The 25,489-nt window shown below is 70.5% G+C and carries 22 protein-coding genes; 10 read left to right on the top strand and 12 right to left on the bottom strand.

The window, feature by feature from the left end; all coding sequences use genetic code 11:
- Nucleotides 1–22 precede the first annotated feature (22 nt).
- The 7 genes from HNR07_RS23255 to HNR07_RS23285 form a co-directional block, all read right to left on the bottom strand.
- Nucleotides 23–1,228 (bottom strand): acyl-CoA dehydrogenase family protein, encoded by a 1,206-nt coding sequence (locus HNR07_RS23255; protein WP_184366790.1) that lies wholly within the window; start codon nt 1,226–1,228, stop codon nt 23–25.
- Between the two features lie 244 nt (nt 1,229–1,472).
- The gene (ltrA, locus tag HNR07_RS23260) at nt 1,473–2,720 is read right to left on the bottom strand and encodes a group II intron reverse transcriptase/maturase (protein WP_184360845.1); all 1,248 of its coding nucleotides are present in this window, start codon (nt 2,718–2,720) and stop codon (nt 1,473–1,475) included.
- 664 nt (nt 2,721–3,384) lie between these two features.
- Nucleotides 3,385–4,467, bottom strand: a complete 1,083-nt coding sequence (locus tag HNR07_RS23265) for a ribonucleotide-diphosphate reductase subunit beta (protein ID WP_184366791.1) — start codon at nt 4,465–4,467, stop codon at nt 3,385–3,387.
- Nucleotides 4,468–4,576: 109 nt separating this feature from the next.
- On the bottom strand, nt 4,577–7,132 hold the full coding sequence (locus HNR07_RS23270; protein ID WP_184366792.1) for a ribonucleoside-diphosphate reductase subunit alpha: 2,556 nt from the start codon (nt 7,130–7,132) through the stop codon (nt 4,577–4,579).
- 723 nt (nt 7,133–7,855) lie between these two features.
- Entirely contained in the window at nt 7,856–8,428 is a 573-nt protein-coding gene (locus HNR07_RS23275) for a hypothetical protein (RefSeq protein WP_184366793.1), read from the bottom strand.
- A gap of 26 nt (nt 8,429–8,454) precedes the next feature.
- Nucleotides 8,455–10,203 carry an NYN domain-containing protein gene (locus HNR07_RS23280; protein WP_184366794.1) on the bottom strand — a complete coding sequence of 583 codons (1,749 nt, stop codon included), beginning with the start codon at nt 10,201–10,203 and terminating at the stop codon, nt 8,455–8,457.
- Between the two features lie 199 nt (nt 10,204–10,402).
- The gene (locus HNR07_RS23285) at nt 10,403–13,369 is read right to left on the bottom strand and encodes a sigma-70 family RNA polymerase sigma factor (RefSeq protein WP_184366795.1); all 2,967 of its coding nucleotides are present in this window, start codon (nt 13,367–13,369) and stop codon (nt 10,403–10,405) included.
- Between the two features lie 231 nt (nt 13,370–13,600).
- On the opposite strand from HNR07_RS23285, the gene HNR07_RS23290 reads away from it, so the two are divergent.
- A complete protein-coding gene (locus tag HNR07_RS23290) occupies nt 13,601–14,356 on the top strand; it encodes a hypothetical protein (RefSeq protein WP_184366796.1) in 756 nt (251 codons plus the stop codon).
- A gap of 305 nt (nt 14,357–14,661) precedes the next feature.
- Nucleotides 14,662–15,216 (top strand): GNAT family N-acetyltransferase, encoded by a 555-nt coding sequence (locus HNR07_RS23295; protein WP_184366797.1) that lies wholly within the window; start codon nt 14,662–14,664, stop codon nt 15,214–15,216.
- Nucleotides 15,217–15,249: 33 nt separating this feature from the next.
- On the opposite strand, the gene HNR07_RS23300 is transcribed toward HNR07_RS23295, so the two are convergent.
- Nucleotides 15,250–15,822: a DinB family protein gene (locus HNR07_RS23300; RefSeq protein WP_184366798.1), complete on the bottom strand. Its 573-nt coding sequence runs from the start codon at nt 15,820–15,822 to the stop codon at nt 15,250–15,252.
- Nucleotides 15,823–16,357: 535 nt separating this feature from the next.
- On the opposite strand from HNR07_RS23300, the gene HNR07_RS23305 reads away from it, so the two are divergent.
- Nucleotides 16,358–16,957, top strand: coding sequence for a hypothetical protein (locus tag HNR07_RS23305; RefSeq protein WP_184366799.1), 600 nt, complete (start codon nt 16,358–16,360; stop codon nt 16,955–16,957).
- On the opposite strand, the gene HNR07_RS23310 is transcribed toward HNR07_RS23305, so the two are convergent.
- From HNR07_RS23310 to cutA, 3 genes are all read right to left on the bottom strand, one after another.
- Nucleotides 16,927–17,583, bottom strand: coding sequence for a GNAT family N-acetyltransferase (locus tag HNR07_RS23310; protein ID WP_184366800.1), 657 nt, complete (start codon nt 17,581–17,583; stop codon nt 16,927–16,929). The genes HNR07_RS23305 and HNR07_RS23310 overlap by 31 nt on opposite strands.
- A 70-nt stretch (nt 17,584–17,653) precedes the next feature.
- Entirely contained in the window at nt 17,654–18,235 is a 582-nt protein-coding gene (locus HNR07_RS23315; protein ID WP_184366801.1) for a hypothetical protein, read from the bottom strand.
- Nucleotides 18,232–18,573 (bottom strand): divalent-cation tolerance protein CutA, encoded by a 342-nt coding sequence (cutA, locus tag HNR07_RS23320; protein WP_376769938.1) that lies wholly within the window; start codon nt 18,571–18,573, stop codon nt 18,232–18,234. Before cutA ends, HNR07_RS23315 begins: the two co-directional genes overlap by 4 nt.
- Before the next feature lie 67 nt (nt 18,574–18,640).
- On the opposite strand from cutA, the gene pyrE reads away from it, so the two are divergent.
- Nucleotides 18,641–19,174 carry an orotate phosphoribosyltransferase gene (gene pyrE / locus HNR07_RS23325; protein ID WP_184366803.1) on the top strand — a complete coding sequence of 178 codons (534 nt, stop codon included), beginning with the start codon at nt 18,641–18,643 and terminating at the stop codon, nt 19,172–19,174.
- 113 nt (nt 19,175–19,287) lie between these two features.
- Here the strand turns inward: pyrE and HNR07_RS23330 are convergent, their stop codons facing one another.
- Nucleotides 19,288–19,677: a RodZ domain-containing protein gene (locus HNR07_RS23330; RefSeq protein WP_184366804.1), complete on the bottom strand. Its 390-nt coding sequence runs from the start codon at nt 19,675–19,677 to the stop codon at nt 19,288–19,290.
- A gap of 431 nt (nt 19,678–20,108) precedes the next feature.
- Here HNR07_RS23330 and fbaA point away from each other — a divergent pair, with 431 nt between their 5' ends.
- The 6 genes from fbaA to HNR07_RS23360 all read left to right on the top strand — a co-directional run bounded on the left by fbaA (nt 20,109) and on the right by HNR07_RS23360 (nt 25,296).
- Complete coding sequence (gene fbaA, locus HNR07_RS23335; protein WP_184366805.1) at nt 20,109–21,131, top strand: class II fructose-bisphosphate aldolase; 1,023 nt, start codon at nt 20,109–20,111, stop codon at nt 21,129–21,131.
- A gap of 375 nt (nt 21,132–21,506) precedes the next feature.
- Nucleotides 21,507–21,941, top strand: coding sequence for a hypothetical protein (locus HNR07_RS23340; RefSeq protein ID WP_184366806.1), 435 nt, complete (start codon nt 21,507–21,509; stop codon nt 21,939–21,941).
- Between the two features lie 45 nt (nt 21,942–21,986).
- Nucleotides 21,987–22,763, top strand: coding sequence for an ABC transporter ATP-binding protein (locus HNR07_RS23345; RefSeq protein ID WP_184366807.1), 777 nt, complete (start codon nt 21,987–21,989; stop codon nt 22,761–22,763).
- 95 nt (nt 22,764–22,858) lie between these two features.
- On the top strand, nt 22,859–24,151 hold the full coding sequence (locus tag HNR07_RS23350) for an ABC transporter permease (RefSeq protein WP_184366808.1): 1,293 nt from the start codon (nt 22,859–22,861) through the stop codon (nt 24,149–24,151).
- A complete protein-coding gene (locus HNR07_RS23355) occupies nt 24,139–24,834 on the top strand; it encodes a hypothetical protein (RefSeq protein WP_312893954.1) in 696 nt (231 codons plus the stop codon). Before HNR07_RS23350 ends, HNR07_RS23355 begins: the two co-directional genes overlap by 13 nt.
- Nucleotides 24,835–24,879: 45 nt before the next feature.
- A complete protein-coding gene (locus tag HNR07_RS23360) occupies nt 24,880–25,296 on the top strand; it encodes a DUF3151 domain-containing protein (protein WP_184366809.1) in 417 nt (138 codons plus the stop codon).
- The last annotated feature ends 193 nt before the right edge of the window (nt 25,297–25,489 follow it).

Below are 25,489 nucleotides of genomic sequence, written 5' to 3' on the forward strand. Positions count from 1 at the left end.
TCGTACCGTCAGGAGTCCTGAGCTAACCGACCGGCATCGCGAGGTGTTCGGTGATCCGGTCGGAGAGGCGGTCGGACCACTGCCCCCGGTCCACCCCCAGGGCGGCCTCGCCCAGCCGCAGCAGCTGGACGTCCGACGTCCCTGCCGGAGCGAAGATGTGGTGCGCGTCCCGCAGGTACCGCTCGATCGGTCGGTGCGTGTACAGCCCCTGGGCCGCGTGCACCTCCATCGCGTTCCGGGCGGTGTCCAGGGCGAACTCCACGTTCACCAGCTTGGCGTTGATCAGCTCGTGGTCGCAGGGCCGCCCCTGGTCCAGCAGCGAGACCGCGTGGTACAGCGACAGCGTCGCCATCATCAGCCGCGACTGCATCTGCCCCAGCTTCAGCCTCACCGACGGCACCTCGGCCAGCGGTTTGCCGTAGCGGAACACCTCCGAGGCGTAGGCGCTGGTCTCCTCGACCAGGGCCCGGTGGATGCCCAGGGCCACCGCGGCGAGGTTGGCGCGCCCGTACAACACGCTCGACGAGTAGGCCACCGACAGCCCGTCGCCCTCCGCGCCGAGCATGTTCGCGGCGGGCACCCGGCAGTCCTCGAAGACCAGCTCACCGAAGCTGAACCCGTGCAGGCCCATGGTGCCCTGGTGCTCGCCCAGCGAGAACCCGGGCCGGCCGGACTCCACCAGGAAGGCGGACAGCCCCCGCGAACCGGTCCCCGTCCGGACGACCACGCCGTGCAGGTCGCCCACGTGACTGTTGCCCACGAAGACCTTCTGCCCGTTCAGGACGTAGTCGTCGCCGTCGCGCACCGCGCCGGTGGTCATGCCCAGGACGTGCCCGCCGGAGCCGTACTCGGTCACCGCGATGGTGGGCAGGCAGCGCCCGGCCGCGATCTCGGGCAGCCAGGTCCGGCGCTGCGCCTGGTCCCCGAAGTGCACGATCTTGGCGACCCCAAGCTGCGAGGCCTGCACCATCGCGCCCATGGCACCGCTGACCCGCGAGATCTCCTCGATGATGATCGTCTTGGCCAGGTGCCCCAGCCCCATCCCGCCGTGCTCCGGCCCGACGGTGACCCCGATCCACCCCTGCTCGGCGATCAACCGCGAGAGCTCGTGGTCGACACCGCGAACACGCTCCATCTCCGGAACCCGGGGCGCCACCTCCCGCTCCGCGAAATCACGTACTTCCTTGCGCAGCGCCTCGTGCCGCCCGTCGCCGAAGTGATGCTCCATGTCTTTCCCTTCCGCGCCAGGAACGTCCTGGTCGCACCCGGTTCCGACGCGGCTCACGCGGGTTCGTTCCGGTTCTGGCCTGCTCCGGCCAGAGCGCTACCGGAACCGGCCAGGAACCTGGGTGCCCGTGCTCAGGCTCCCGGGAGCGGCCACGGGTACCGGGCCCCGGGATCGGGTAGGAGGGCCGGGTCGCCCGGCCCTCCCCCCACACCACCGGACATGCGGGCCCGCATCCGGCGGTTCGTCAAACTGATCTCAACCGCTGCCAGGTCGGCTTGAGCATCCGCAGACCAAAGCCCTCCCAGTAGGAGTTGGGCAGCGCCTGCTGAAGGACGACCGAGCCACCGATCCGCCAGTACCCCTTGCTGCTGATCGCCCAGTCCCGGGCCACACGATCCGAGATACCGAGCGAGCGCAACATCCGGCGGCGGGTCCTGGCCCGCTTCCATTCCTTCCAACGGACCTGCCGCATCCTGCGGCGGAGCCATTCATCCAACCCCTGGAACACCCTGGGGGTGTCCGCGAGCCGGAAGTAACCCATCCACCCGACGATGAACCGGTTCAACCGGCCGATGCGATACTCCATCGCAACCGACCACCGGCGCGAGGTCAGCTCCCGGATCCGCACCTTCCAGCGCCTGAGCGCCTTGGGATCGACCCGGATACGCACCCCGGCCCGGGTGAAGTAGAAACCGAACCCCAGCAACGTCGCGACGGATGCCGGAACCACCTTCGACTTCTCCCGGTTCACCTTCAGCTTCAACCGCTGCTCGACCACGACCGTGATCGAGTCGAGCACCCTGTGAGCGGCCCGCCTGCTACGCGTGAAGACACGGATGTCATCGGCGTAGCGCACGAACCGGTGACCGCGACGCCACAGCTCCCGATCCAGGTCGTCGAGCATGATGTTGGACAGGACCGGCGAAAGCGGAGACCCCTGCGGGGTCCCCTGCGCGCTCGGCATCTTGACCCCGTCCGCCATGATCCCGGCTTCCAGAAAGGACCGGATCAGTCGCAGCACCCTGCGGTCGTCAACCCTGCGCGCCACCCGGGCCATCAACACATCGTGCTGGACCCGGTCGAAGAACCGGTCCAGGTCGATGTCCACGACCCATCGGTGGCCGTCCTCAATAGCCCGCCGCGCGACCCGCACCGCCTGATGGGCGGACCGGCCGGGACGGAACCCGAACGAAGACCCGGAGAACTCCGGGTCGAAGATCGGGGTGAGGACCTGCGCGATGGCCTGCTGGATCAAACGGTCCAGCACCGTGGGAACACCCAGCATCCGCTCGCCGCCCCCGGGCTTGGGGATCATCACCCGGCGGACCGGCGAGGGCCGGTATCTCCCCGCGTCGAGTTCTTCCCGAACGCCCTCCCAGTGCTCGCGCAGCCATCCCCGCAGATCAGCGGTAGTGACTCCATCCACACCCGGGGCACCCCGGTTGGTCTCGACCCGTTCGAGCGCCGCGGCCAGGTTCGCGCTGGACAGCATTCGCTGCCACAGATCCCCCTGGCCGTGGTGGACATCGTCTCCAGGCCGCGCCGACAGGTCACTACGCTCTACGGCGGTACTCAACGGAAATGCACCGTCCCCTCCCACCGCAGGCCCGCCTTCGGCGGGGTGGCTGCGATCTGTGTGACCAGCACGAGCGGCACCGGTTCCTCTGTCCCATTTGACGTTCGGCCCTTCCCAGCCCACGAGCGATCCCGGCTGGTACTACGACCTCTGCTGACTTCTGCCCGGTCAGCCGCTCCCTTGCGGTCGCGGCCGTCGGCGCGGCGACATACTCAGCACAACCGACACCCGGACAGACCTCCCCAGGTAAGAACAGCTACTTTCCCCCTACGCCTGCCGCATCTACACCCCGGCCGTCTTGGCAGTGACGGGCTTCGCCATCCATGGCTGGCTCACCCCGACCGGACTGCCTTGTATGCGGTTCGTGTTCCTCAGTGCAGGGTTTCGCCTCGGGCTTCCTCCCGACCCCACCTCGCGGTGACGCCGTTGCCTCCGGCTCAGAGTTAGCACTGCCGCTTCCTCTAGAGGACTTCCACCTCCAAGCAACTGCCCATGCTGGGCACACCATGCGAACGGCCCGGGGCGCGCGCCCGCCCCGGGCCGTTGGAGGGGAGAAACTCGGTCTCTCCCGGAAGAGGACCTAGTCCCAGTCCAGGCCGCCACCCGTCTGGTACTCGATCACTCGGGTCTCGAAGAAGTTCTTCTCCTTCTGGAGGTCCATCATCTCCGACATCCACGGGAACGGGTTCTCCGTCTCGCCGAAGATCGGCGCCAGACCGATCTGCTCGGCGCGGCGGTCGGTGATGAAGTGCATGTACTTCTCGCACAGCTCGGCGTTGAGGCCCAGCACGCCGCGCGGCATGGTCTCGCGGCCGTAGGCGACCTCGAGCTCGCAGGCCTCGGTGAGCATCTGCCGCACCTCGGCCTGGAACTCCTCGGTCCACAGGTGCGGGTTCTCGATCTTGATCTGGTTGATCACGTCGATGCCGAAGTTCAGGTGGATCGACTCGTCGCGCAGGATGTACTGGTACTGCTCGGCGATACCGACCATCTTGTTGCGGCGGCCCAGCGACAGGATCTGCGCGAAGCCCGTGTAGAACCACATGCCCTCGAAGATCACGTAGAACGCGACCAGGTCACGCAGGAAGGCCTGGTCGGCCTCGGGCGTGCCGGTGCGGAACTCCGGGTTCTCCAGGTTCTGGGTGTACTTGAGCGCCCAGGCGTCCTTGGCGGTGATCGAGGGGACCTCGCGGTACATGTTGAAGAGCTCGCCCTCGTCCAGGCCGAGGCTCTCGCAGATGTACTGGAAGGTGTGCGTGTGCACCGCCTCCTCGAAGGCCTGGCGCAGCAGGTACTGGCGGCACTCCGGGTTGGTCAGCTGGCGGTACACGGCCAGGACGATGTTGTTGGCGACCAGGGACTCCGCGGTGGCGAAGAACCCCAGGTTGCGCTTGAGCATGAGGCGCTCGTCCTCGGTCAGCCCGTCCTTGGACTTCCACAGCGCGATGTCGGCCTGCATGGCCACCTCGGTGGGCATCCAGTGGTTGTTGCACCCGGACAGGTACTTCTCCCACGCCCACGTGTACTTGAGGGGCAGCAGCTGGTTGACGTCGGCACGGGCGTTGATCATCGACTTGTCGTCGACGTTCACGCGCTCGGCGTCGCGCTCGATCTCGCCGAGGCCGCTGGTGGCTGTGGCGCTGTTCTCGGAAACCGCGGTCATGCTCGGTACTTTTCCGTTCTCCGGTCGGGCCGGGGTCGTCTGCGGGAGTGGAGGGAGGGCGAGGAGGCGGGGCGCCCGCCCGCTGTGGCGGGCGCCCCGGGGGTCCTCGTTACTGGCAGGCCTCGCACTCGGGGTCCTCGATGCCGCACGCCTGGCCGTCGACGATCTCGAACTCGTCCTCGGGCGTCACGGGCTCGGCCACCGGGGCCGGGCTGGGGCTCGGGGCCGGGGCGGCGGGCACCGGGGCGGCCACGGGGGCGGCTGCGGCGGCCGGACCGGAGGACACCGCGTTGAGGCGGCCGTCCGTGCCCTTGAGCGTGCTCTTCTCCACGTGGGTGGCGCTCTGCGAACGCAGGTAGTAGGTGGTCTTCAGACCGGAGCGCCAGGCGCGGCGGTACAGGGCGTCCAGCTTCTTGCCGCTGGGGGCGCCCATGTACAGGTTCAGCGACTGGGCCTGGTCGATCCACTTCTGGCGGCGCGAACCGGCGTCCACCAGCCAGTTGGGGTCGACCTCGAAGGCGGTGGCGTACAGGGCCTTGAGGTCGTCCGGGACGCGGTCGATGTCACCGAGGCTGCCGTCGTGCATCTTCAGCGCGGACACCATGTCGTCGTCCCAGAGGCCGCGCTCCTTGAGGTCGCGGACCAGGTAGTCGTTGACCACGGTGAAGTCGCCGGACATGTTCGACTTCACGAACAGGTTCCGGTAGACCGGCTCGATCGACTGGCTGACGCCGGTGATGTTGGCGATGGTCGCGGTGGGCGCGATCGCCATGACGTTGGAGTTGCGCATCCCGTTGCTCTTGACGCGCTCACGCAGGGAGTCCCAGTCCAGGTTCTCGCCGCGGTCCATGTCCAGGTCGCCGCCGCGGGACTCGGCCAGCAGGCGCAGGGAGTCGATGGGCAGGATGCCCCGGCTCCACAGCGAGCCGTCGAAGCTCTCGTAGGCACCGCGCTCGCCGGCCAGCTCCATGGACGCCTCGATGGCGTAGTAGCTGATCAGCTCCATGCTCTCGTCCGCGAAGGTCACCGCGCCCTCGGAGGCGAACGGCGTGCGGATCTTGAACAGCGCGTCCTGGAAGCCCATGAGGCCCAGACCCACCGGACGGTGGCGCATGTTCGCGCGGCGCGCCTCGGGGATCGTGTAGAAGTTCACGTCGATGACGTTGTCCAGCATGCGCACGGCGGTGCGCACGGTGCGGCGCAGGCGCTCGACGTCGATGCCGTTCGGGCCCACGTGCTGGGGCAGGTTCACCGAGCCGAGGTTGCAGACCGCGACCTCGTCCTTGCTGGTGTTCAGCGTGATCTCGGTGCACAGGTTGGAGGAGTGCACCACGCCGTTGTGCTGCTGCGGCGAGCGCAGGTTGGACGGGTCCTTGAAGGTGATCCACGGGTGGCCGGTCTCGAACAGCATGGTGAGCATGCGGCGCCACAGGTCCACGGCGGGCATCTTCTTGGAGACCTTGATGCGGCCGGCCTCGGCGTCGGCCTCGTACTTCTCGTAGGCCTCGACGAAGTCCTTGCCGTACTTGTCGTGCAGGTCGGGGACCTCGTCCGGGGAGAACAGGGTCCAGCTGCCGCCCTGCTCCACACGCTGCATGAACAGGTCCGGAACCCAGTTCGCGGTGTTCATGTCGTGGGTGCGGCGGCGCTCGTCACCGGTGTTCTTGCGCAGGTCGAGGAATTCCTCGATGTCGATGTGCCAGGTCTCCAGGTAGGCGCAGACCGCGCCCTTGCGCTTGCCGCCCTGGTTGACCGCCACGGCGGTGTCGTTGGCGATCTTCAGGAACGGGACGACGCCCTGGCTCTTGCCGTTGGTGCCCTTGATGTGCGAGCCCAGGCCGCGGACCGGGGTCCAGTCGTTGCCCAGACCGCCCGAGTACTTGGACAGCATGGCGTTGTTGCTGATGCCGTGGAAGATGTCCTGCAGGTCGTCGCCGACCGTGGTGAGGAAGCAGGACGAGAGCTGCGCGCGGACCGTGCCCGAGTTGAACAGGGTGGGGGTGGAGGCCATGAAGTCGAACGAGCTCAGCAGCTCGTAGAACTCGATGGCGCGGGCCTCGCGGTCGTCCTCGTTGAGCGCCAGGCCCATCGCGACACGCATGAAGAACGCCTGCGGGAGCTCGTAGCGGACGTCGTCGCTGTGCAGGAAGTAGCGGTCGTACAGGGTCTGGAGGCCGAGGAAGGTGAACTGCTCGTCGCGGTCGGCGTGCAGGGCCTTGCCCAGGCGCTCCAGGTCGAACTGGGCCAGCGCCGGGTCCAGCTGGCCCAGGGCGATGCCGCGGCCGACGTAGGCGCCCAGGTAGCTGGCGTAGCGCTCGTCCATGTCGGACTGGGTGGCGGTCTCGGCCTCGCCGCCGACGAAGCTCAGGGCCTCGGTGCGGAGCTTGTCCAGCAGCAGGCGGGCGGCCACGTAGGAGTAGTTCGGGTCGACCTCGACGAAGCTGCGGGCGGCCATGACCAGGGCCAGCTCGACCTCGGAGTCGGAGATCCCGGGGTAGAAGCCCCGCCGCGCCTCGGTGAGGACCTTGTCCGCCGAAACACCGGTGAGCCGCGCACAGGCCTCGGTTACGACGTGCTCGATCCGGTCGATGGCGGCGCGGGCGCCACCGCCGCTGGTCGGCTCGGGCCGAACGGATGCGGGCACGGCTTCGACGTCAAGGGTCATACAGCGGCTCCAACCTCGGTAAAGAAGAGTCCCGGCGGGGAAACGGGGTTCACGGGTAGCAGACGCGGCTCGCACCGGCGGCCCCCCGCACTGGATGCGGATGGACTCGCGACCGGTGGGTCGCGGCGGCTCCCCTGGAAGCCCCCTCGTCTGCGTTGCTGATGGCGGGTCCTGGGGACCCGCGGGTGACCTACTCGACCTCCGCTCCCGAGATCGATCGGACCTCGGCGGGCGTGGCGGTCGTCGTTCCCGCCTGCTTCACCAGGGCGGGAACCCCGGTGAACCACCAACGGGACCCGATACTACATCTAGGGGCGGCTGCCTTGGAACACCCCAAGATGATGGCGTGTCGCTGATTTCTCGGATTCATCGACGAGTGTCGAACACACGCGTGGAGCGTGGTATGAGTGCCTCACCGGCGCCCGATTCCAGGGCGCGGAGCGGTGAGTTCTCAGGCTTTCGGAGAGGGCCGAACACAGCCTAGAACGTCGGAGGGGCCAATGTATCCGGGCCCCGCTCCCGCGGGGTCGCCACAGGGAGGCGTGAGAGCCCCCGGAAGGGCCTCCGCGGGGCCGGGCGGGGGCGGGGGACCTGGCGTACCCGGTCGCCCCGGCAGCGCGGCTCGGCCGCCGGGAGGCCGGAAGCGGACGCCCGCCCCCGCGGCGCCGCCGTGTCCGGGCGGAACGCACCCAGCCGGGTATCGGGCCGGGTGCGTCAGAAAGCTCACTCCTGGTCGAGACGCAGATCCAGGTCGTCCTCGGGCAGGCCCAGATCGGTCCGGATCCGGAACCGGATCCGCAGCAGCTCCAGGAACAGGTCCTGGGCGTAGGCGGACGACTTCCGGCCCTCGGCCTCCCGGGCGCCCAGGGTGGCCCAGCGCTCCGCGCCCTCCAGGTCGTCGTGGGCGTAGAGGGCCTCGGCGACGTGGATGAAGGTGGAGAGCCCGGACCGGTCCGCGCCCTCCAATCGTTTCAGGTGCTCGTAGGCCAGTTCGCGCTCGTCGAGCTGGAGCAGCGCCCCGGCGCTCAGGGCGTGCGCGTCCACCACCGTCGGGCCGCCGTCGTCCATGGCCCGCTGGTAGGCGGCGCAGGCACGCTCGAACTCCTGCGCGATCTCCCACTGCTCCCCGGCGCGGACGAACAGCTCCGCCCGGGTGACCTCGCTCCCGGCATCGACCCGGTTGGCCAGATCCAGCAGCTGGGCGGCGATCCGACTGTGCTCACCCGACCGGACGGCGTGGAATTCCAACCGGTCGAGTTCTGCCGTCGTCACGCGGGTCAACCGCATCGCCCCCATCCCCTACTCGCACTCGCGCGCGCCGATCAGGGCCTGGCACGCTCCAACGCCTGCCAGAACCCCTGACGTAGTCCGTCACGGACCTCGTCGCGCAACAGGTGGTCGATCGGGAGTGAGGAACCCTGAAGCAGGCGCGCCTCCAGGTCGGAGGGCATCCGGGGTCTCCGTGCCAGCACGGCCTCGACCCACAGGGCGGGTGCCTCACGTGCGATCGACTCCGCGAAGTCGTTCCCTTCTTTGTGCGCGACATGCACCGCGTCATCAACGGTATTCGCGGCGGAGCCCGTCTGCTGGCCATATCCAGGACTGGGACTGGGTTCCTGGTATCCAGCGGGGCCGAACCGGCTGTCGAACTCGGGACCAGTAGGTCGCCTTCCCCCGAAACGGGGTGCGGCGCCACCGCGGCGCGCGGCGTCAGTTTCCGTACTGGTCCCATAGGTAGGGTTTGCGTCCGCCCCACCTCCGAAGCCCGGATCCTCGCCGGCTCCGAACCTCAGATCCTGCTGGAGGGGTGGCGTGTCTCTCTGCGGCGGGCCCTGCTGGCTGTCGGCGAACGAGGCCTGCGGCCCGGTCCCGGCGTCGAAGGCCCGTTGGGGTCCCGTACCGGCGAAGGAGGCCTGGGGCCCCGTACCGCTGAAGGACGGCTGGGCACCGGCCATGGGCGGGCCCTGCGGCTGCCCCTGGCCCTGCGCCTGGGGCGGCACCGGTCTTCCGGGGATCCCGTAGCCGCCCGGGTCGACCCCGCGCATGGACTGGTGTCCCCCGGTTCCGGAGGCCGGGTAGCCGCCCTGACCGACGGGACCGTGTCCGTTGGTGCCGTGTCCGCTCGGCGCGCTCGGGGCGGAGTGCGCCCCGTTGGCCCCGGAGGCACCGGGGTAGGACCCGTTGCCGTTCACAGCGGGCGGGACCTGCCCGCCGGAGGGGAAGCCGTTCACGTCGATCGCGCCGGAGGAGGCGTTCTCCGCCCCCGGTCCGGCCAGGTGGTCGACGCCGCGCTGTTGCGCTATCGAACGGCGCATCGCACGCAACTGCTCCATGGCGCTGCCCTGGGGCACGGGCTGACCGCCGGTACCGGCGAACATCGCCTCGAGGCCGCCGGTGGAGGTGTTGACCGGCTCGACCCGGCCGGTGTTGGCGGCCGCCGCCGCGGGCTGGCGCGGCGTCTCGGGCGCCGAGCGGGCGCGGCCGTTGTTGAAGGGGGTGGTCGTCTTGGCTGCCGTTTCCTGGGTGGAGCCACCGCCGGAGAGCAGGCTGACGTGGGGGCGCAGGTGCCCGGCGCCGATCTCGATGAGGTCGTCGCACTCCCGGCGCAGCGCGCGGGAGATGGTCCAGTTGCCTTCCACCGAGATGTGGACGACCGTGACGCGCACCCCCATGTCCTGGACGTCGGCGACCACGGAGGCCATGTCCTCGTCCCCGCTGACCAGCACCGCGTCGCACAGGACGCCGGTACGGGCCAGGGTGGTGAGGTCGCGCTGGACGTAGCTCTCCACGCCCTCGCGGCGGCCCGGACGTATCCGGGCGGCTCGGAACTTGATGCCGGGGATGTCGGCGATGCTGTCCTGCTCCTGGGCGCGCCGGTCGTCGGCGACCGCCTCGTACCAGTAGCAGCGCAGCAGCGGCAGCCCCGTCCGGTCCCGTGCCACCTCGTTGAGGAACTGGACGAGGCCGGAGTAGTCCCAGGCGACGGAGTCCCGGTTACGGGTTCCGTGTACGGCCATCGCGCCGTCGGCGAGAAGGTATCCCGCGTCGACGAACAACGCGCAGCGGTCCACGTGACACCGCCCCCTTCCCTGTCGATCTCTGGGGCCATATCCATGACCGGGGCACAGCCTAGCCAAGTCTGTCTCGTTTTGCGTGCCATCGGCAAACACTGACAGTTATGGACTTGCTACACACAGCCGATTTTCTGGGGTGGGCAGCGGCTTTCCGGTCGTCTCACCAGACCCGCGAAGGCCACACCGGCAACGGACTTCAGGCGCGCATCGGGGCCGTGAGGGCGACAACCCCCACCAGAACCGCGTCCTGGCCGGACGGGATTCGGATATCCGTTTCCCGGCCGAGTACCGCATCGAATCGGGCCACGTCGGTCCCGAAGGTCATCGGGTCCCCCACCGCACCGCGCGCGGAGCTCACGAAGGCGTTGTCGGCACTGCCGTGCCCTCCCGAGGGCCCGACCGGGTTCCCGGACACCAGCACCCGGTCACCGCCCAGATCGGCGTCGCCCTCCCAGGCCACCACGTGGAACCGGGCCGGGACCGACTCCGGCAGCAGCCCGGACACCGGGAACCGCGCCCCGGTCTCGTTCTGGAAGACCGCGGTGGTCTCGTCCAGCACCATCGCCTGGTGGTAGCCCTCGATCGCCGGGTCCTCCAGCACCACGACCAGGCTCCAGCCCGCGTGGACGCCCCGGCCCTCCCGGGCAGGGATGTCACTGACCCACCACTCACCACCGCCGCCCGCGCGGACCAGCTCGGTGACCTCGGCGAACGCCTGGTAGGCGGGGTAGCCCGGGAGCTCGGCGACCCGCGTGTCGGTGGCCGTGACGGTCGTGTAGGCGGTCATGCCCGGGCCCTTGACCCGGGCGGTAGGTGCGCCGGGTTCGCCCGCCGCGGAGAAGTACAGCCCGGCCCAGCGCACCGAACCCCCGGTGGGGAGTTCCCAGGTGGCGGAGCTGGAGGAAGTGGTCGTGGGGTCCCAGTCACGGTCGAGGGGGGCCATCACCCAGTTGTCGTTGTCGAGCTTGTCGCCGACCCGCTCACGCGCGTCGGCGCACGGCCCGGACTTCTCCTCTTCCTCTTCTCCCTCTTCCCCGCCGTATCCGTCCTCGGGGGTGGCGGAGGGGTCGTCGGGGGTTCCGGTCCCGGGTGTGTCCCCGGTTCCGCCACCGCCCGACCCGGCACCGCCCTCTTCGGCGCCCTCCGACGTTCCGCCTTCGGAACCGCCCTCAGAGCTGCCGGGGGAACCGCCGGGGGAATCGTTGTCGGATCCGTCCCCGGAGCCACCGAGAAGCCCATCCCCACCAAGGGGACCACCGGCCCCACCACCCGCACCGGCACCAGGAGCACCGGTGTCGGCGGGGGCGCGGCGCAGGTCGGCGTCGTCCTCCTCTTGGGGCTCGGGCCCGGGCGGGGACATCGGGCGCTCGTCCAGCAGGTCACCCTGGCCGCCCGAGCCCCCCGGCCAGCCCCACCAGGGCCAGGGCCAGCCGCCCTGGGGCGGATCCGGTTCGGTACAGGTCAGCAGGGCGTTACCCACGGCCTCCGTACGCACCTGGCCCGCCGTGGCGTAACGAGCGGCGATGCCCTCCGGGGTCACCCCACGCTCACCGACCGCCTGGTAACGCACCCCGCCCGAAGCGATCACCACGCTGGCGGGCACGTTCACGTCGGCGTCGGACGACACCCGGACGTCGAAGAACTGGGTGCTGTTCTCCCCTTCCTCCATACCCGTGCGCACGCACTCGCCGCCGCCGCTGCCCGCCGAGCAGCCCCAGTCGCCGTGGCCGACCGCCATCGGGACGGCGTTGCCCGCGCCGCCGGAGGAGATCATCTCCACCCCGGGCGGCAGGGTGATGGCCGCGACCACGTCCCCGAGGGTGGCCGCACCCAGGTTGAGCACATCCAGGACCATGATCCCGTCGTTGCCCGGGATCAGTGCCCCGACCGGGTCGATGCCCGCCGCGAACACCGGCTGGGGTTCCTCGGGCGCCTCCGGAGGCTGCGGGGGCTCCGGAGGCTGCGGGGGCTGCGGGGTTTGGGGGACCCCGGGGACCCCGGGGGCGTCCGGGTCCTGCGGGTCCTGCACGGCGGGGGGCACGGCCGGGGACGACGGGCTCGGGATCGAGGCCGCCGGGATGTCCGAGGGCGGCCCGGGCACGGGTTGGGGCGCCGGGGCGTCCGGGTCCGCCGGGTCCTGCGCGGGCGGGTCGGCCGGCGGGTCACCGGCGGCGGGCGGGTCCCCCGCGGGCGTCTGGTCCTGGGGGGCTGCCACAGGCGGAGGGTCGGTCGGCGGCGCGCCCTCCCCGCCGACCAGGGCGAGCGCGATCGCGACGGCCAGACCCGCGGCAGCCACGGCCCCGGCCGTGGTCTGCTGCTGGCGGCGCGACATCCGGTTCCACCAGGCGCCGGTCGCGGCCCCGCCCGGGGTCGCGGCGAGGTAGCCCGTGGCACCGAAGCCGACCACCAGCGGAAGGACGATCCCGCGCAGCCCGACGTTGATGTCCATCAGCTCCGCGTACACCTCGCGGCAGTCCGCGCAGTCGTCCATGTGCCGGTCGACCTTGGTGGTGTCGCGCTTGGACAGGCCCCCGCGGACGTAGGCGCCGAGCAGGCCGAGCGTGGGACGGCAGGCCTCCGCCGCGCCGCCGCCCTCCAGGTGCATCTGGAGGTAGGCCTGGCGCAGGCCCTCGCGCGCCCGGTAGGCCAGGGCGGCCACGCCGTTGGCGTTCATCCCGAGGATGCTCGCGGCCTCGGCGGGCTTGACCCCCTCGATCTCCGTGTGCCAGAGCACGGACTGCCAGCGCTCGGGCAGCGAGAGGAAGGCGCGGGCGATCAGCGAGCGTTCGAGCCCCTCCAGCGCCGGGTCGACGAAGGGTTCGCCGGAGTCGTAGCTCTCCATGTCGTCCGTGACGACCTGGCGCTTGTCCCCCCGGCCCCGGTCGTAGGCGGCGTTGCGGACCGCGGTCAGCAGGTAGGGGCGGAAGGCGTCGCTGGGGCCGCCGCCGCGCTGGATGACGCTGAGCACCTTGGTGAACGCCTCGGCGACCGCGTCCTCGACCTCGGCCTCACCGCGCAGCAGCTGGCGGGCCAGGCCGCGGGCCGCGGCGGCGTGGCGCTCGTAGAGGGTTCCGTAGGCGGCGTTGTCACCGGCCTTCACCCGCTCGATGATCTCCGCGTCACCGACGAGTGTGTCTGTGTGCTCACCTTCGGCGTCGGTCACCCAGCGCCCTTTCCCTAGTGGTCCCGCGGCCCCCGCCTCGAGCCGGAACCGGAAGGTGCTGGATGCGGGGGTGCGGTGTCAAAGAATCACCTGCTCGAAAAAATATCCCGTATCCGCGTCATAGCCGCTACCGATCTCCGTGATTGAGATGAAGGCGAGCGGAGGGGGCCCACCGCGGGGGCGCGGACCCACCTCCGTTCACCTGGCCAAACGACGACCGGGAGCTATGCCATGGGCGAGACCGATGTGGGTGCCGGAGCGCGGGACCGTGTGGTTCACCGCGCCCGGGGACTGCGTGCGCCGTGGGGACGCCGGAGCAGGGAGGAGGGTTGGGACCCGGGCGAGGACTGGTGGACGCCCTCCGTGGACGCCGTCTGCGAGGCGTACGCCGCCGGACGCGACCTGTCCGGGGCCTGCGCCCAGCTCGGCGAGGCGCGGGCCCGCTCCGGGGTGGAGATCGGCCGGGCCCTGGACGACCTCGGCTCCTTCGGCCGGGTCGTGGGCTGGGACCAGGTGCCGCTCCCGCTCGTGCGCGCGCTGGCCGAGGGCTGGGTCGAGGGCGGACGGGACCGGAACACCTGCCAGGACCCGCTCACCGGCCTGGCGAGCGGGGCGTACCTGCGCACCCGCGTCAGCGAGCTCTACCGCGGCGCGGACGAAACGGTCCCGGCGGCGTTCGACCACCGCCTCGTGGTGGTGGCGCTGGACCCGGCGCTCGATCCCTGGCGGCGCGCCGCACGGCTGATCGTGCTCGGGCACGAACTGAGCCGTTTCTTCACCCGGGGCGAGTCCGTGGGCCTGGTCAGCCGGGGCCGGATCGCGGTGGTCAGCCAGGACGGGCCCGCTCTCGAAGCCCAGATCGACGAACTCCGTGAGGGGATCGGCTGGGAGCACGGGGCCGCCGTGTGGTCGGTCCCGCTACCCGGCACCCACCGGGAGGCGTCCGCCCTGATCGACGGGCTGTCCCGGTCACGGAAGGACGAATGACCCACTGACGCCGCCGCGGACCGCGCGGCCCTCCTTGAGGGGGGAGGGCCCGGTCCCGGCGGCCAGCCGACCGCCGCGCCCGCCTGAGGGGACGGAGCGCGCAGCGGTCGGCGGCCCGTCCGACGGGGGCCCTCGGGCTCTCTGGCCCCCAACGAGAGGGCGGCCCACGGGACCGTCGGACGGGTAGGCGCCGCCCAGCGCGGCGCCCGGAGGCGCGCTCACACAGGGGAGGTGGGCGCGCCTTCGTCACGTCAGCGGACGATGTGGTCCCGGGGTGGGAAGGTCACCCGACCATAATGCGAGGCATGAACGGAACAGTAGAGCTCACCGCGTTGCACGCTGAGAACGACCGGGAGCAGCTGGTCGCTTTTCTCACCGGCAACAGCTTTCCCTTTCATCTGGACTCTTCGCCGACTGAACTCTCTGTCAGGCGCAGGATGGAGAGAGGCGACTTCTCGGCACCCGACAATGAGGGCTATTGGGTGCTCGAAGGAGGCGAACGGGTGGGGCTCGTCGTCCTCAGTGACGTCGAAGACCCGTGCGCCTTGCTGGATCTGCGGTTGCGCGAGTCATCGCGCGGCCTCGGCCTGGGACTTCACACACTCTTGGCGATCGGCGACCGGGCCTTTTCCACGCACAGCCACCTGCGACGCCTGGAGGGCAGCACCAGAGACGACAATGTCGCGATGCAGCGGACCTTCCTGAAGGCTGGCTGGGTCAAGGAATCCCACTACCGGGAAGCCGGACCAGAGATCGATGGGGTGCACCATGACATTCTTGGCTACTCCCTTACCCGAGGCGACTGGAAGACCGGAGAGTCTCACCCACCCAATTGGGCACTCGGCCTGAGTCTGCGCTGAAGCCGCCCCCGAGCAGAGTGTGCCAAGGGTGTCTCACGTGGCGAGTCTGGCGGCCTGTTCGATCTTTGCTCGGTGGGCCGCGCGGGCTGCCTCGTCGATGAGTTGTTCGTGTTCGGGGCGCAGGCCGGTTCGGCCGTCAATGTTCTCGCGGAGGATGTCGGCGTGTCCGGTGTGCCGGAGGGTCTCGCTGAGGGCATGGGCCAGGACGGCGAACAGGTTCGTGTTGGGATGGGGCTCGGGCCACCACGGGACGTGACCGGGGGCGTCGATGGGGAGCGCGTTGATCGTCGCGTCCGAGTGTTCCCACGTGCGTAGATAGAACCCGACGATCTGATAGCGGGTCTCGTCCTCGTGCGCCCACTGGTCGCTGCCGTCGGAGTCCTGCCACGGGCATAGCGGTTCCGGGGAAGGGCGGTCGAAGACCTCGCCGAAGTATCTGGCCTCGACGGTGGCCACGTGCTTGACCAGGCCGAGGAGGTTGGTCCCGGTCGCTGTCAGGGGTCGGCGGGAGTCGTATTCGGACAGGCCGTCGAGTTTCCAGAGCAGCGCTTTGCGGTCCCGCTTCAGTCTGCTGTGCAGGTTGGACTTCGCGAATTCGTCGATCATAGGGCTTGAGCCTGGCACGGGTTGTTCGTGGCCACAGGGTTTCGGACGTGCTCTGTGGAGTGCAGGCTGACTGTCCACAGGCTGTGGACGGAGTCAATGCACAGCCTGTGGACAAGTCTCTACGACTCTCACATGAGTAGCGCGGTGATGTAGCTGACCACCATTCCGGCCGTCGGAGCCGTCCCGAAGCTCAGCGTCGAGGCTCGGGAGGCGCCCACCGTCGTGGACCTGCGCGACACCCAGAACAGGGAATCCGGGACACCTCGGGTTCGCGGGGTCGGAGTGGGCCGCCGTCCTCCGCGTCATCCGCGCTGACCGGGCCCGAGCCCCTCACTGAAGCAACTCGGCCACCGGCCGGAGGCTTCAGTGTCTCCCAGCCAGGCTGACGATGACGTGCTGGCACGAGGAAGGGCGGCGTGGCGGCACGGGGGCGCTGGCACCACAATTTATTCACCAGGGAACCTAGAAACCCCAAAAAGACTCATAAGCCCTAAAAAACGAATCGCGCACCGATAGCGGTTGGTAGTTTCCAGGAATGATTGCTCGCTTTGCTGGATTCTTCGTCGCCTCGGTGTTCGGTCTGGCGTTCGTCCTGATCAACAGCGGCCCACCACTGCCGCCATCCGTGACCGCCGTGGTCCGGGCGCTGGCCGTGGGTGCCGCGATCGCCGTCGTGGTTCTGGCCTTGCTCTGCGTACGGAAGGAGAGCCGGGCGGCGGTCGGCTCCGGTGGCGGACCAGGAGCGCAGCGTTTCGGGGTGCTCTTCGGGGTGGTCACCACGATCGAGGTACTGCTGATCATCGGCGGAGCACAGACCATCTCCCGTCTCGAGAACGTCCCCGACCAGGCCGGGGTGGCCTGGGTGACGCTCGTCGTCGGGCTGCACTTCTTCCCGCTGGCCTGGTACTGGAAGCAGCCCGAGATCCTGTCCGTCGCCTGGTACGGGGCCGTGCTCGGCGGGATCGGGCTGCTCATGGTGGCGCTGGGCCATCCGGAATGGGTACCGCTGGTCAGCGGGGTCGTCACCGGCGTGGGCTTCCTGCTCGCTCCCCTCGTGGTTCTGGTTCTCATGCTCCGTGGGACGGGAGCCCCCGCCGTGAGCAGTCAGGCGGGGAGTTCACCCAGCCCGAAGTAGGGCAGGCACGGTTCCAGTCCCTCGACGGTCACCGGAACGGTGCGGTGCTTCTCCCAGTTCTCCCTGGTCAGCCGGTACCGGTCCTCGCTGACCTGCTGTCCCCGGACCGCGACCAGGTTGCTCCCGTCCAGTTCGTAACCGAGCTTGCGCGTCACGCCCCGGGAGGCCTCGCTGGTCTCGAATACCTCCGTGACCGCCGCGTCCGCCCCCAGACACTCGAAGGCCAGGTGGAGCACCGCCGCGCGCATCTCCGTGCCCAACCCCTTGCCCTGGTGGCTGCGGGTCAGCCACGAACCGGTGCCCACCTGGCGGGTGATCGCGAAGTCCTTCCCCGTCAGGTCCTGGATGCCGATCACGGTGCCCTCGTGCACCACGGCCGCGTTGAACGTCCACTTCTCGGGCGTCCACGAAGCCATCGCCGACCAGTTGTGCTGGATGACCCCGAGTGCCAGACGGCGGGGCGTCTGGTCGGTCCAGGGGACGATGAACGGCATCCGCTCCGGGTCGTGGATGCCCGCGACCGCAGCGGCAGCCAGCTGGGACAGGTCGGTGTCGGAGGGCATCCGCAGTTGGAGGCGGGGAGTGTTCAGGCGTAGCCCCATCGGGGGGAAGTGGTCCGCGATCATGTCCTGATGATGGCGACGGCCGGTGCTACTGTCACCTTGATTTCGGACGCCCCGGGGCCGCACCGGAACATCAGCGGAGCAGCTCGTCGATGAGCGCGGCCAGCTCGGCCGCCGCCTTGGACCGGTCCCCCGTGGCGTCGCGGACCACCCAGCCGCGCATCCCGGCCAGGTGCGCGGGGTGCGCGAAGGCGGGGTCGGTCAGCAGGTAGCCGCAGGGCGCGTCCGGCCAGTCCGGGACGGTGGGCAGTCGCTCGGTGCGGTAGGCGGCGGGTTCGCCCTCCCGCACAGAAACCTCGGTGAGCTGCTGGTTCTTGGCGATGTCGGCGCGGGTGGGGCTGCCGGGCTGGGGCAGCGGGGCGTCCACCAGTACATAGCCGTGGACGGGGCGGTGCGCGGAGCGCTGAGCCGCACCGACCGCCCCCAGAAGCGGTCCGCTGTCCCCCTCGGCGACCAGGACCGCCGGAGCCCGGCCAGCGGCCAGGCGGCCGATCTCCAGGCTGGCCCGGGCGACGTAGCGGGCGGCGTGCGGAGCGGTGTCGTCATCCGGGATGTCAGGGAACACCGGGGTGTGTCCCCGGGCGGAGAGCGCCTCGGCGACGCCGGGGAGCGAGAAGGGGGCGCGCAGGGTGGGGGGTAGGAGAACAGTGATCACGCGGGGCCGCCCTCGCGGGTCTCGTCGCGGACCCAGGCCAGGTAGGCCGGGTTGCCGCCGGTCACCGGCACGGCGATGATCTCGGGGACGTCGTAGGGGTGTGTCTGGTTCAGGTGCGCGACCAGATCATCAAGGCGGTCCGCGGCGGTCTTGATCACCACGGTCCACTCCTCGTCGGCCTGGGTCGCGCCCTCCCAGCGGTAGAAGCTCCGGATCGGCCCGCCCACCTGGACACAGGCCGCAAGCCGGTGCTCGACCACCGAACCGGCCACCGCCTCGGCGCCCTCGCGGCTGTCGACGGTGGTCTCCACCCGGACGACTCCGGTCTCTTCCTTCACTGGCATCCCCTCCGGGGCGGGAGCCCAGGTCCGCGCGGCCCCACCCGGTGTTCTAGGCTCACTGACCATGAGCGAACGTGATGAACTCCTGCGTCAGATCAACGATAAGGCGGTCGTACGCGGGAAGGTGACCCTGTCCTCCGGCAAGGAGGCCGACTACTACGTCGACCTGCGCCGGATCACCCTGGACGGGGAGGCCGCGCCGCTGGTCGGCTCGGTCCTGCTGGACACCGTCCAGGACCTGGAGTTCGACGCGGTGGGCGGTCTGACCCTGGGCGCGGACCCGGTGGCCGCCGCGATGCTGCACGCGGCGCACGCGCGCGGGCGCAAGCTGGACGCCTTCGTGGTGCGCAAGGCGGGCAAGGCGCACGGCCTGCAGCGCCGGATCGAGGGCCCGGACGTCAAGGGGCGCCGTGTGCTGGCGCTGGAGGACACCTCCACCACCGGCGGTTCGGTGCTCACGGCCGTGGAGGCCCTGCGTGAGGCGGGTGCCGAGGTGGTGGCGGTCGCGCTGATCGTCGACCGCGGCGCGCGCGGGAAGCTGGAGGAGGAGGGCCTGGAGTACCGGCCCGTCTTCGATGTGTCCGACCTGGACGTCTGACCACCCCGGTGACCAACCCAGTTGATCGCCCCGGTGACCGCTGACCACTGACTGCTCGCGGTGGGGCCTTCGGGCCCCGCCCCGGTCAGGGCTACGGGGTCAGGACCAGGGGATCAGGAATCCGGCTGGAGGGTGAAGCTGTGCCCCGGGTCGCGGTCGGAGACGTCGCGATGGTCGCCGTTGACGTAGACCTCGACGGCGGTCGGTTCGCCGATGGTGACCTCGAGGCCGTTGGCGTTGCTGGGGTAGTTCACCGAGCTGCCCTGGGTGAGTTCCTGGTCCAGGAGCACGTCCCCGCCCGGGACCCGGACGAACACCTTGCTGGACTCGCCCACCACGCGGATGTAGAGGACGCCCATCTCGTCGGACTCCACCGCGTCGGCGGCCGCCTCCGAGGCGTTGGCGCTGACGCTGGTTCCGGTGCCCGGAAGCGCGCGGTACAGGAAGTACCCGCCGAGGGCCACCAGGGTGACCAAGAGCACGACGGCACCGACGATGGCCATCACCTGACCAACGCCGCGAGGATCGTTCCTATGCCTGCCCACGGCGACGAATGTAGCGTGTATCACGACAAAAAGCGACAGCAGTCGCCCAGAACACACAGCTTCACCATCATTCGTGACATAGCCGTGCAGCATCCCCCGACCCATTCGGCACCCCCTCCCCCGCACTCCCTCCTGTCCCCGTAAGCTGCGGGTACGTCGCCGATCCTGAGCTTTTTGGTCTAGACCTTTCCAACGGCTCCGGCTATTCGGGATACTTGGACGACGCCCGGTGGATACATCCGGACACGCGGCCCGCGGGCCGCCCCCGACGCTCCGGTCCCTCCACCGGGACAACGCACGTGGGGTGCCGTCAGTACGCGAGAGCTCGGCAGGCGAGAGCATCGCGCTGACGGCCGCTCGCTCCAGGCCGAACCAGGGAGAGTCAAGCCATGCCCATCGCCAGCCCCGAGGTCTACACCGAGATGCTGAGCCGCGCGAAGTCCGAGGGCTTCGCCTACCCGGCGATCAACGTGACCTCCAGCCAGACGCTGCACGCCGCCCTGCGCGGCTTCGCCGAGGCCGAAAGCGACGGCATCGTCCAGATTTCCACCGGCGGTGCGGAGTTCCTCTCCGGCGCTACGGTCAAGGACATGGTCACCGGCTCGGTCGCCTTCGCCGAGTTCGCTCGCGTCGTCGCCGCCAAGTACCCGGTGAACATCGCCCTGCACACCGACCACTGCCCCAAGAACAAGCTCGACGGCTTCGTCCGCCCGCTGCTGGAGATCTCCAAGGAGCGCGTGGCCAAGGGCCAGGAGCCGCTGTTCCAGTCGCACATGTGGGACGGCTCCGCCGTCGAACTGGAGGAGAACCTCCAGATCGCGGAAGAGCTGCTCGCCGCCTCCAAGGCCGCCCGGACCATCCTCGAGATCGAGGTCGGCGTCGTCGGCGGCGAGGAGGACGGCATCGTCGGCGAGATCAACGAGAAGCTGTACACCACCCCGGAGGACGCCCTGCGTACCGCCGAGGTGCTGGGCCTGGGCGAGAAGGGCTACTACATGACCGCCCTGACCTTCGGCAACGTGCACGGCTCCTACAAGCCCGGCTTCGTGAAGCTGCGCCCGGAGGTCCTCAAGAACGCCCAGGACGCCGTCGCCGCCAAGTACGGCAAGGCCAAGGCCTTCGACTTCGTCTTCCACGGCGGCTCCGGCTCCACCATGGAGGAGATCCACGAGGCCATCGACTACGGCGTCGTGAAGATGAACATCGACACCGACACCCAGTACGCCTACACGCGTCCGGTCGTCGACCACATCATGAAGAACTACGACGGCGTGCTGAAGATCGACGGCGAGATCGGCAACAAGAAGGCCTACGACCCGCGCGCCTACGGCAAGGCCGCCGAGGCCGGCATGGCCGCCCGCGTGGTCGAGGGTGCCCAGCACCTGAAGTCCGCCGGCAACAAGATGAAGTAGGGGCCCGGTAGGCCCCTGCCCAGTAGGGCCTCTGCCCGGCCGTTCCCCCGCGGTCCGGCACCCGGTGCCCGGCGGTCGTGACACGACCGCCGGGCACCGTTCTCTTCACCTGCGCCTTACCCGTTCCCCTCGCCCCCTCCGCCCCGGTGGCAGGTATCGGTCGCGACACGAAACGCGCCCGCGTGCTGCCCGAATCACGCGGAGAAAAGTTCTCCAGTCCCTCCACGCGAGAGAAAACCGGGCGCGCTTTTCACTGCATTTCCCCACAGGTCGCCCAGCCCTGGAAAAGGTCCGCCGAGCCTCGGTTTCGCGGCCGGGTTCCCGGGCATTCCTCCTGCGCTTCCCTCGGATTCCCCTCGGACGGAATGAGGAAACGTGAAGGACAGAAACCGATCGGCCCGCCTGGCGGCTGTCGGCGTGCTCGTGGCGGGCGGCGTGCTCGTCGGGGGCTCGGCAGCCAGCGCCGCTTGGGCGTCCCCGTCTCCGGCCCCGGCCGCGACCACAGCCCAGACCACGACCGAACAGGCGTCTTCCTGCGGGCTCGGCGCCAACAACCCCTCCGTGTCGGGTGGCACCATCTCCGGAACCGGCTCCCGTACCGGCTGCGGGGGCACAGTGACCCTCACCGTGCAGGTGCGCAAGCACCGCACCGCCTGGCCCGACAAGGTCGTGGCCGAGACCAGCCAGACCGGATTCTCCAACGGGACCCTCCGCGCCTCCGGAAACTGCGACGGAAACGGCACGTACTTCACCGAGACCAGGAGTTCGAGCGGAAACAAACTGTCCTCCGGAAGGGTCAACCGGTGCTGACCGGGACCACCGGCCGCAATCCGGTGAGGGGAAAGGGACGGACCCATGCGGGTCACCGCTGAGGGCCTGGACTTCGATTACCGGAGTTGGGGTCACCGGGGCCGGAAGAAGGTCCTGGACGCCCTCACCTGGACCGTGGAGCCCGGGGTCACCGGGCTCCTCGGCCCGAACGGCGCGGGCAAGACCACCCTGCTCTCGCTCATCGTGACGCTGCTCCCCGTCCGGGGAGGGCGCCTGCTCATCGGGGAGCACGACCTGGCCACCGGGACCGGGCGGTCCCGGGCCCGCCGCGAGCTGGGGTTCGTGCCACAGCGCTTCTCCCTGGCGGGCGAGCTGACCGTGGCGGACACCGTCGCCTACGCCGCCTGGGTGCACGGACTGGACCGCCGCGTGTGCGGGGAGGCAGCCCTGCGGGCCCTGGAATCCGTGGACCTGGCGGGGCTCGCCGACCAGCGCACGCGCTCCCTCTCCGGCGGCCAGCGCCAGCGCGTGGGCATCGCCGCCGCCCTCGCCCACGAGCCCCGGGTCCTGATCCTGGACGAGCCCACCGCGGGCCTCGACCCGGGGCAGCGGCTCCGGGTACGCGAGGTCGTGGCCGGGCTGGGCGAGGACCGGACCGTGCTGATCTCCACCCACCTCATCGAGGACGTCGCCCACCTGTGCTCCCGGATCGGGGTGCTGGCGGGCGGGCGGATCGAGTTCCAGGGCACCTTCCCGGAGCTGGAGGCCCTGATCGACGACACCTCCGGGTCCAGCGCCTACGGCTCCGGTTTCGAGCGCGCTTACGACCGGCTGATCGCCCGGGTCGGAGAGCGCCCGTGAGCCCGCTCCGCGACCGGGCGCCCCGGAGCAGCGAGGCAGCTCGGGGCCCGTCGGCGCAGGACCCGTCCGCCCAGGACACGTCGGCCAGGAACAGGTTGGCGGCCTCTCCCCTCTTCTGGCCGCTGCCACCACACCTGGTGCTGGTCCCGGCCGGGCTGATCCTCGCCCTGACCCTGGCCTCGACCTGGGGCCAGCTCTCCTGGCGGGCCCTGGACTGGGTGCACCTCTCCGGACAGGTGGGGGTCCAGGCCCGGCTGCCGGTTGCGGTGGCGGCCGGGGCCGCGGCCCTGGCGGCGGCCCGCTTCGCCCGGCCGAGCCTGGTGTTCGCCCAGCCCTGGCAGCCCCGGATGGAGCGGGACGTCCCGCTGCGGCACGCGAGGGTGGTCACCGGCTGGTGCCTGGGCGCCTACCTGGTGGGGCTGCTCCCGCTGACCGCCGCCGTCGCCGTGCGAGGCGCGGGCGCACCGGACCCGGTGCCCGTCCTGGGTGCGCTGACCGGATTCGCGGCCCTCACTCTGCTCGGCTACCTGTGCGGGGTCGCCCTGCGCGGGCTCATCGCGGTCCCGGTGGCGGTCGGCCTGGTCTTCGTGCTGACCAGCCTGCCGCTGGTCGCCGACGCCTGGACCGCGCTGTCACTCCAGCTTCCGTTCACCCCCTCCCTCGGCATGCGCGAGAGCCTTCCGCTCGGCCTGTACCGGCTGGGGTTCTTCCTGCTCCTGGCGACCGCCGTCGCGTGGACGGCCGTCTGGCTGCTGCGGGCCCCGCGCCGGTGGTCGGCCGCACAGGTCACGGCGGTGGCCGCGGTCGCGGCCGCCGCCGTCCTGCCCCACCTGTACGCGTTCCCGCTCGTGACCTACGCCCCGGGCGGCTCCGAGGTCTGCGCGGAGCGCGAAGGGGTCCGTTACTGCGTGCACGAGGGACACGCGGACGAACTCTCGCTGATCACCGACCTGGCCGCGCCGGTCTTCGCCGCCTACGGGTCGACCGATGCCGTCCCCGCACAGGTCCGCGACCACAGCCTGGCCGCCGGGGACGACGAGGTGCTCAGCGACGCGGAGCACGGTGTGCTCTGGATGCGCGTCTATCCGGGCTGGGACCCGTACCAGGAAGTACCCGCGGCGGCGGCCGGGTGGCTGGTGCCCGATGTGTTCGTGTGCGGCTCCGAGGGCGTGGGCGGCACGGACGAGGGGGCGACCCCGGAGCAGCGGCGGATGAGCGCGCTGGTGGAGTTCGAGGCGTGGCTCGCCTCGCGGTCCTTCCCCGACTCCTCCGGCGACGGACCGCTTGCCGGGGCCGACCCCGACGGAGTCCGGGAGTGGATCGACCGGAACGAGGACCGGCTCGCGGCGTGCGAGGTGGAACCGGAGGAGCTGCCGTGGCGGCCGTGACCCCGCGCCCCCCGGCAGCGCGCCCCGTCCTCACCCCGCTACGCCCCTGCCTGCTGCCGATGCTCGGCGCCCTGGCCGCGGCCGTCGCGGCGGTGGTTCTGGGCCTGGCCACCGCGGGCACCGTGGTGCCGGTGGCGGTGTTCGACTGGCCCTACGAGGAACAGCGGATCCCTGTCGCCGAACTGCTGTGCGTGTGCGCGGCCGCGGTCGGGGCGTGGGCGAACCGGCCCCGCCTGTGGGAGTGGGAGCGGTTGGGCGGGGCTCGGACCCGGATCCGGGCGGCCGCGGTGGCCGTGCTCGGCGTGCTGCTGTTCGGCGGCGCCGCGCTGGCACTGCTGCCCTCCGCGTCGGAGGCGGAGAACTCCTGGCTGCTGGTGACCAACGTCCTGTTGGCGGTGTCCGCCGTGTACCTGCTGGCGCCCTTCCTGGGGGCGGTGCCGTCCGGGCTGGTCGTGCTGGCGGGGATCTTCCTGGGGGCGGCGGCCTGCAACACGGTCCCGGGGCTGAACCGGGTGAGCCCGTACGCGTACGCGGGATCGGACGGGTGGACGGCCCCGGACCTGCTCGCCGGGGCGACGGTGCCCGCGCTGGCCCTCGGACTGGCCGCCGCCGCGGTGGCGGCGCACGCGCTGACGTACGGCTCCACCGCCCGGGTCCGGCGGCGCGGTGCGGAGACGGGTTGAGCCCGGGGCTCCGGGAGACACCGCACCCGGTGGCAGGATGGGGGCATGAACCTGCACCAGAACCTGCTGAACGAGCCGCCCGAGACGCGCCTGGCCGACGACCCCGAGGCGCGCGAGGCCCTGGCCATCGCCGACGACCCCACTCCGGTCGCCGGTCGCTTCCCGTCCTACTCCGCCGCCTGGGCCCGCCTGGCCGAGCTGGCCCTGGCCGACGGCCGGCCGGTGGCCGCCTACGCGTACGCCCGCACCGGCTACCACCGCGGGCTGGACCAGCTGCGCCGCTCCGGGTGGAAGGGCCACGGCCCGATCCCGTGGGAGCACGAGCCCAATCAGGGCTTCCTGCGCGCCCTGCACGCCCTGGGCAAGGCCTCGGAGCAGATCGGCGACACCGAGGAGGCCGAGCGCTGCGCGAGCTTCCTGCGTGAGTCCAGCGCGGAGGCCGACAAGGCCCTCAACGGCTGAGTCCACCGAACTCCGCGAAGGCGGGCCGGGCCGGTTCCCTTCACGAACCGGACCGGCCCGCCCGGGGAAACGGCCTGCGCGCAAAGCACCCGGGACCCGTGTGGTGCAAGGGCCGCAGTGCCCCTCTTAACCCGGATGCGCAGGTCGTGTACGCTCAATACGCAACGGCCCCTGTCGCTGCCTTGCGCCAGGG

It is taken from the genome of Nocardiopsis metallicus (assembly GCF_014201115.1).
GTDB classification, from domain to species: domain Bacteria; phylum Actinomycetota; class Actinomycetes; order Streptosporangiales; family Streptosporangiaceae; genus Nocardiopsis; species Nocardiopsis metallicus.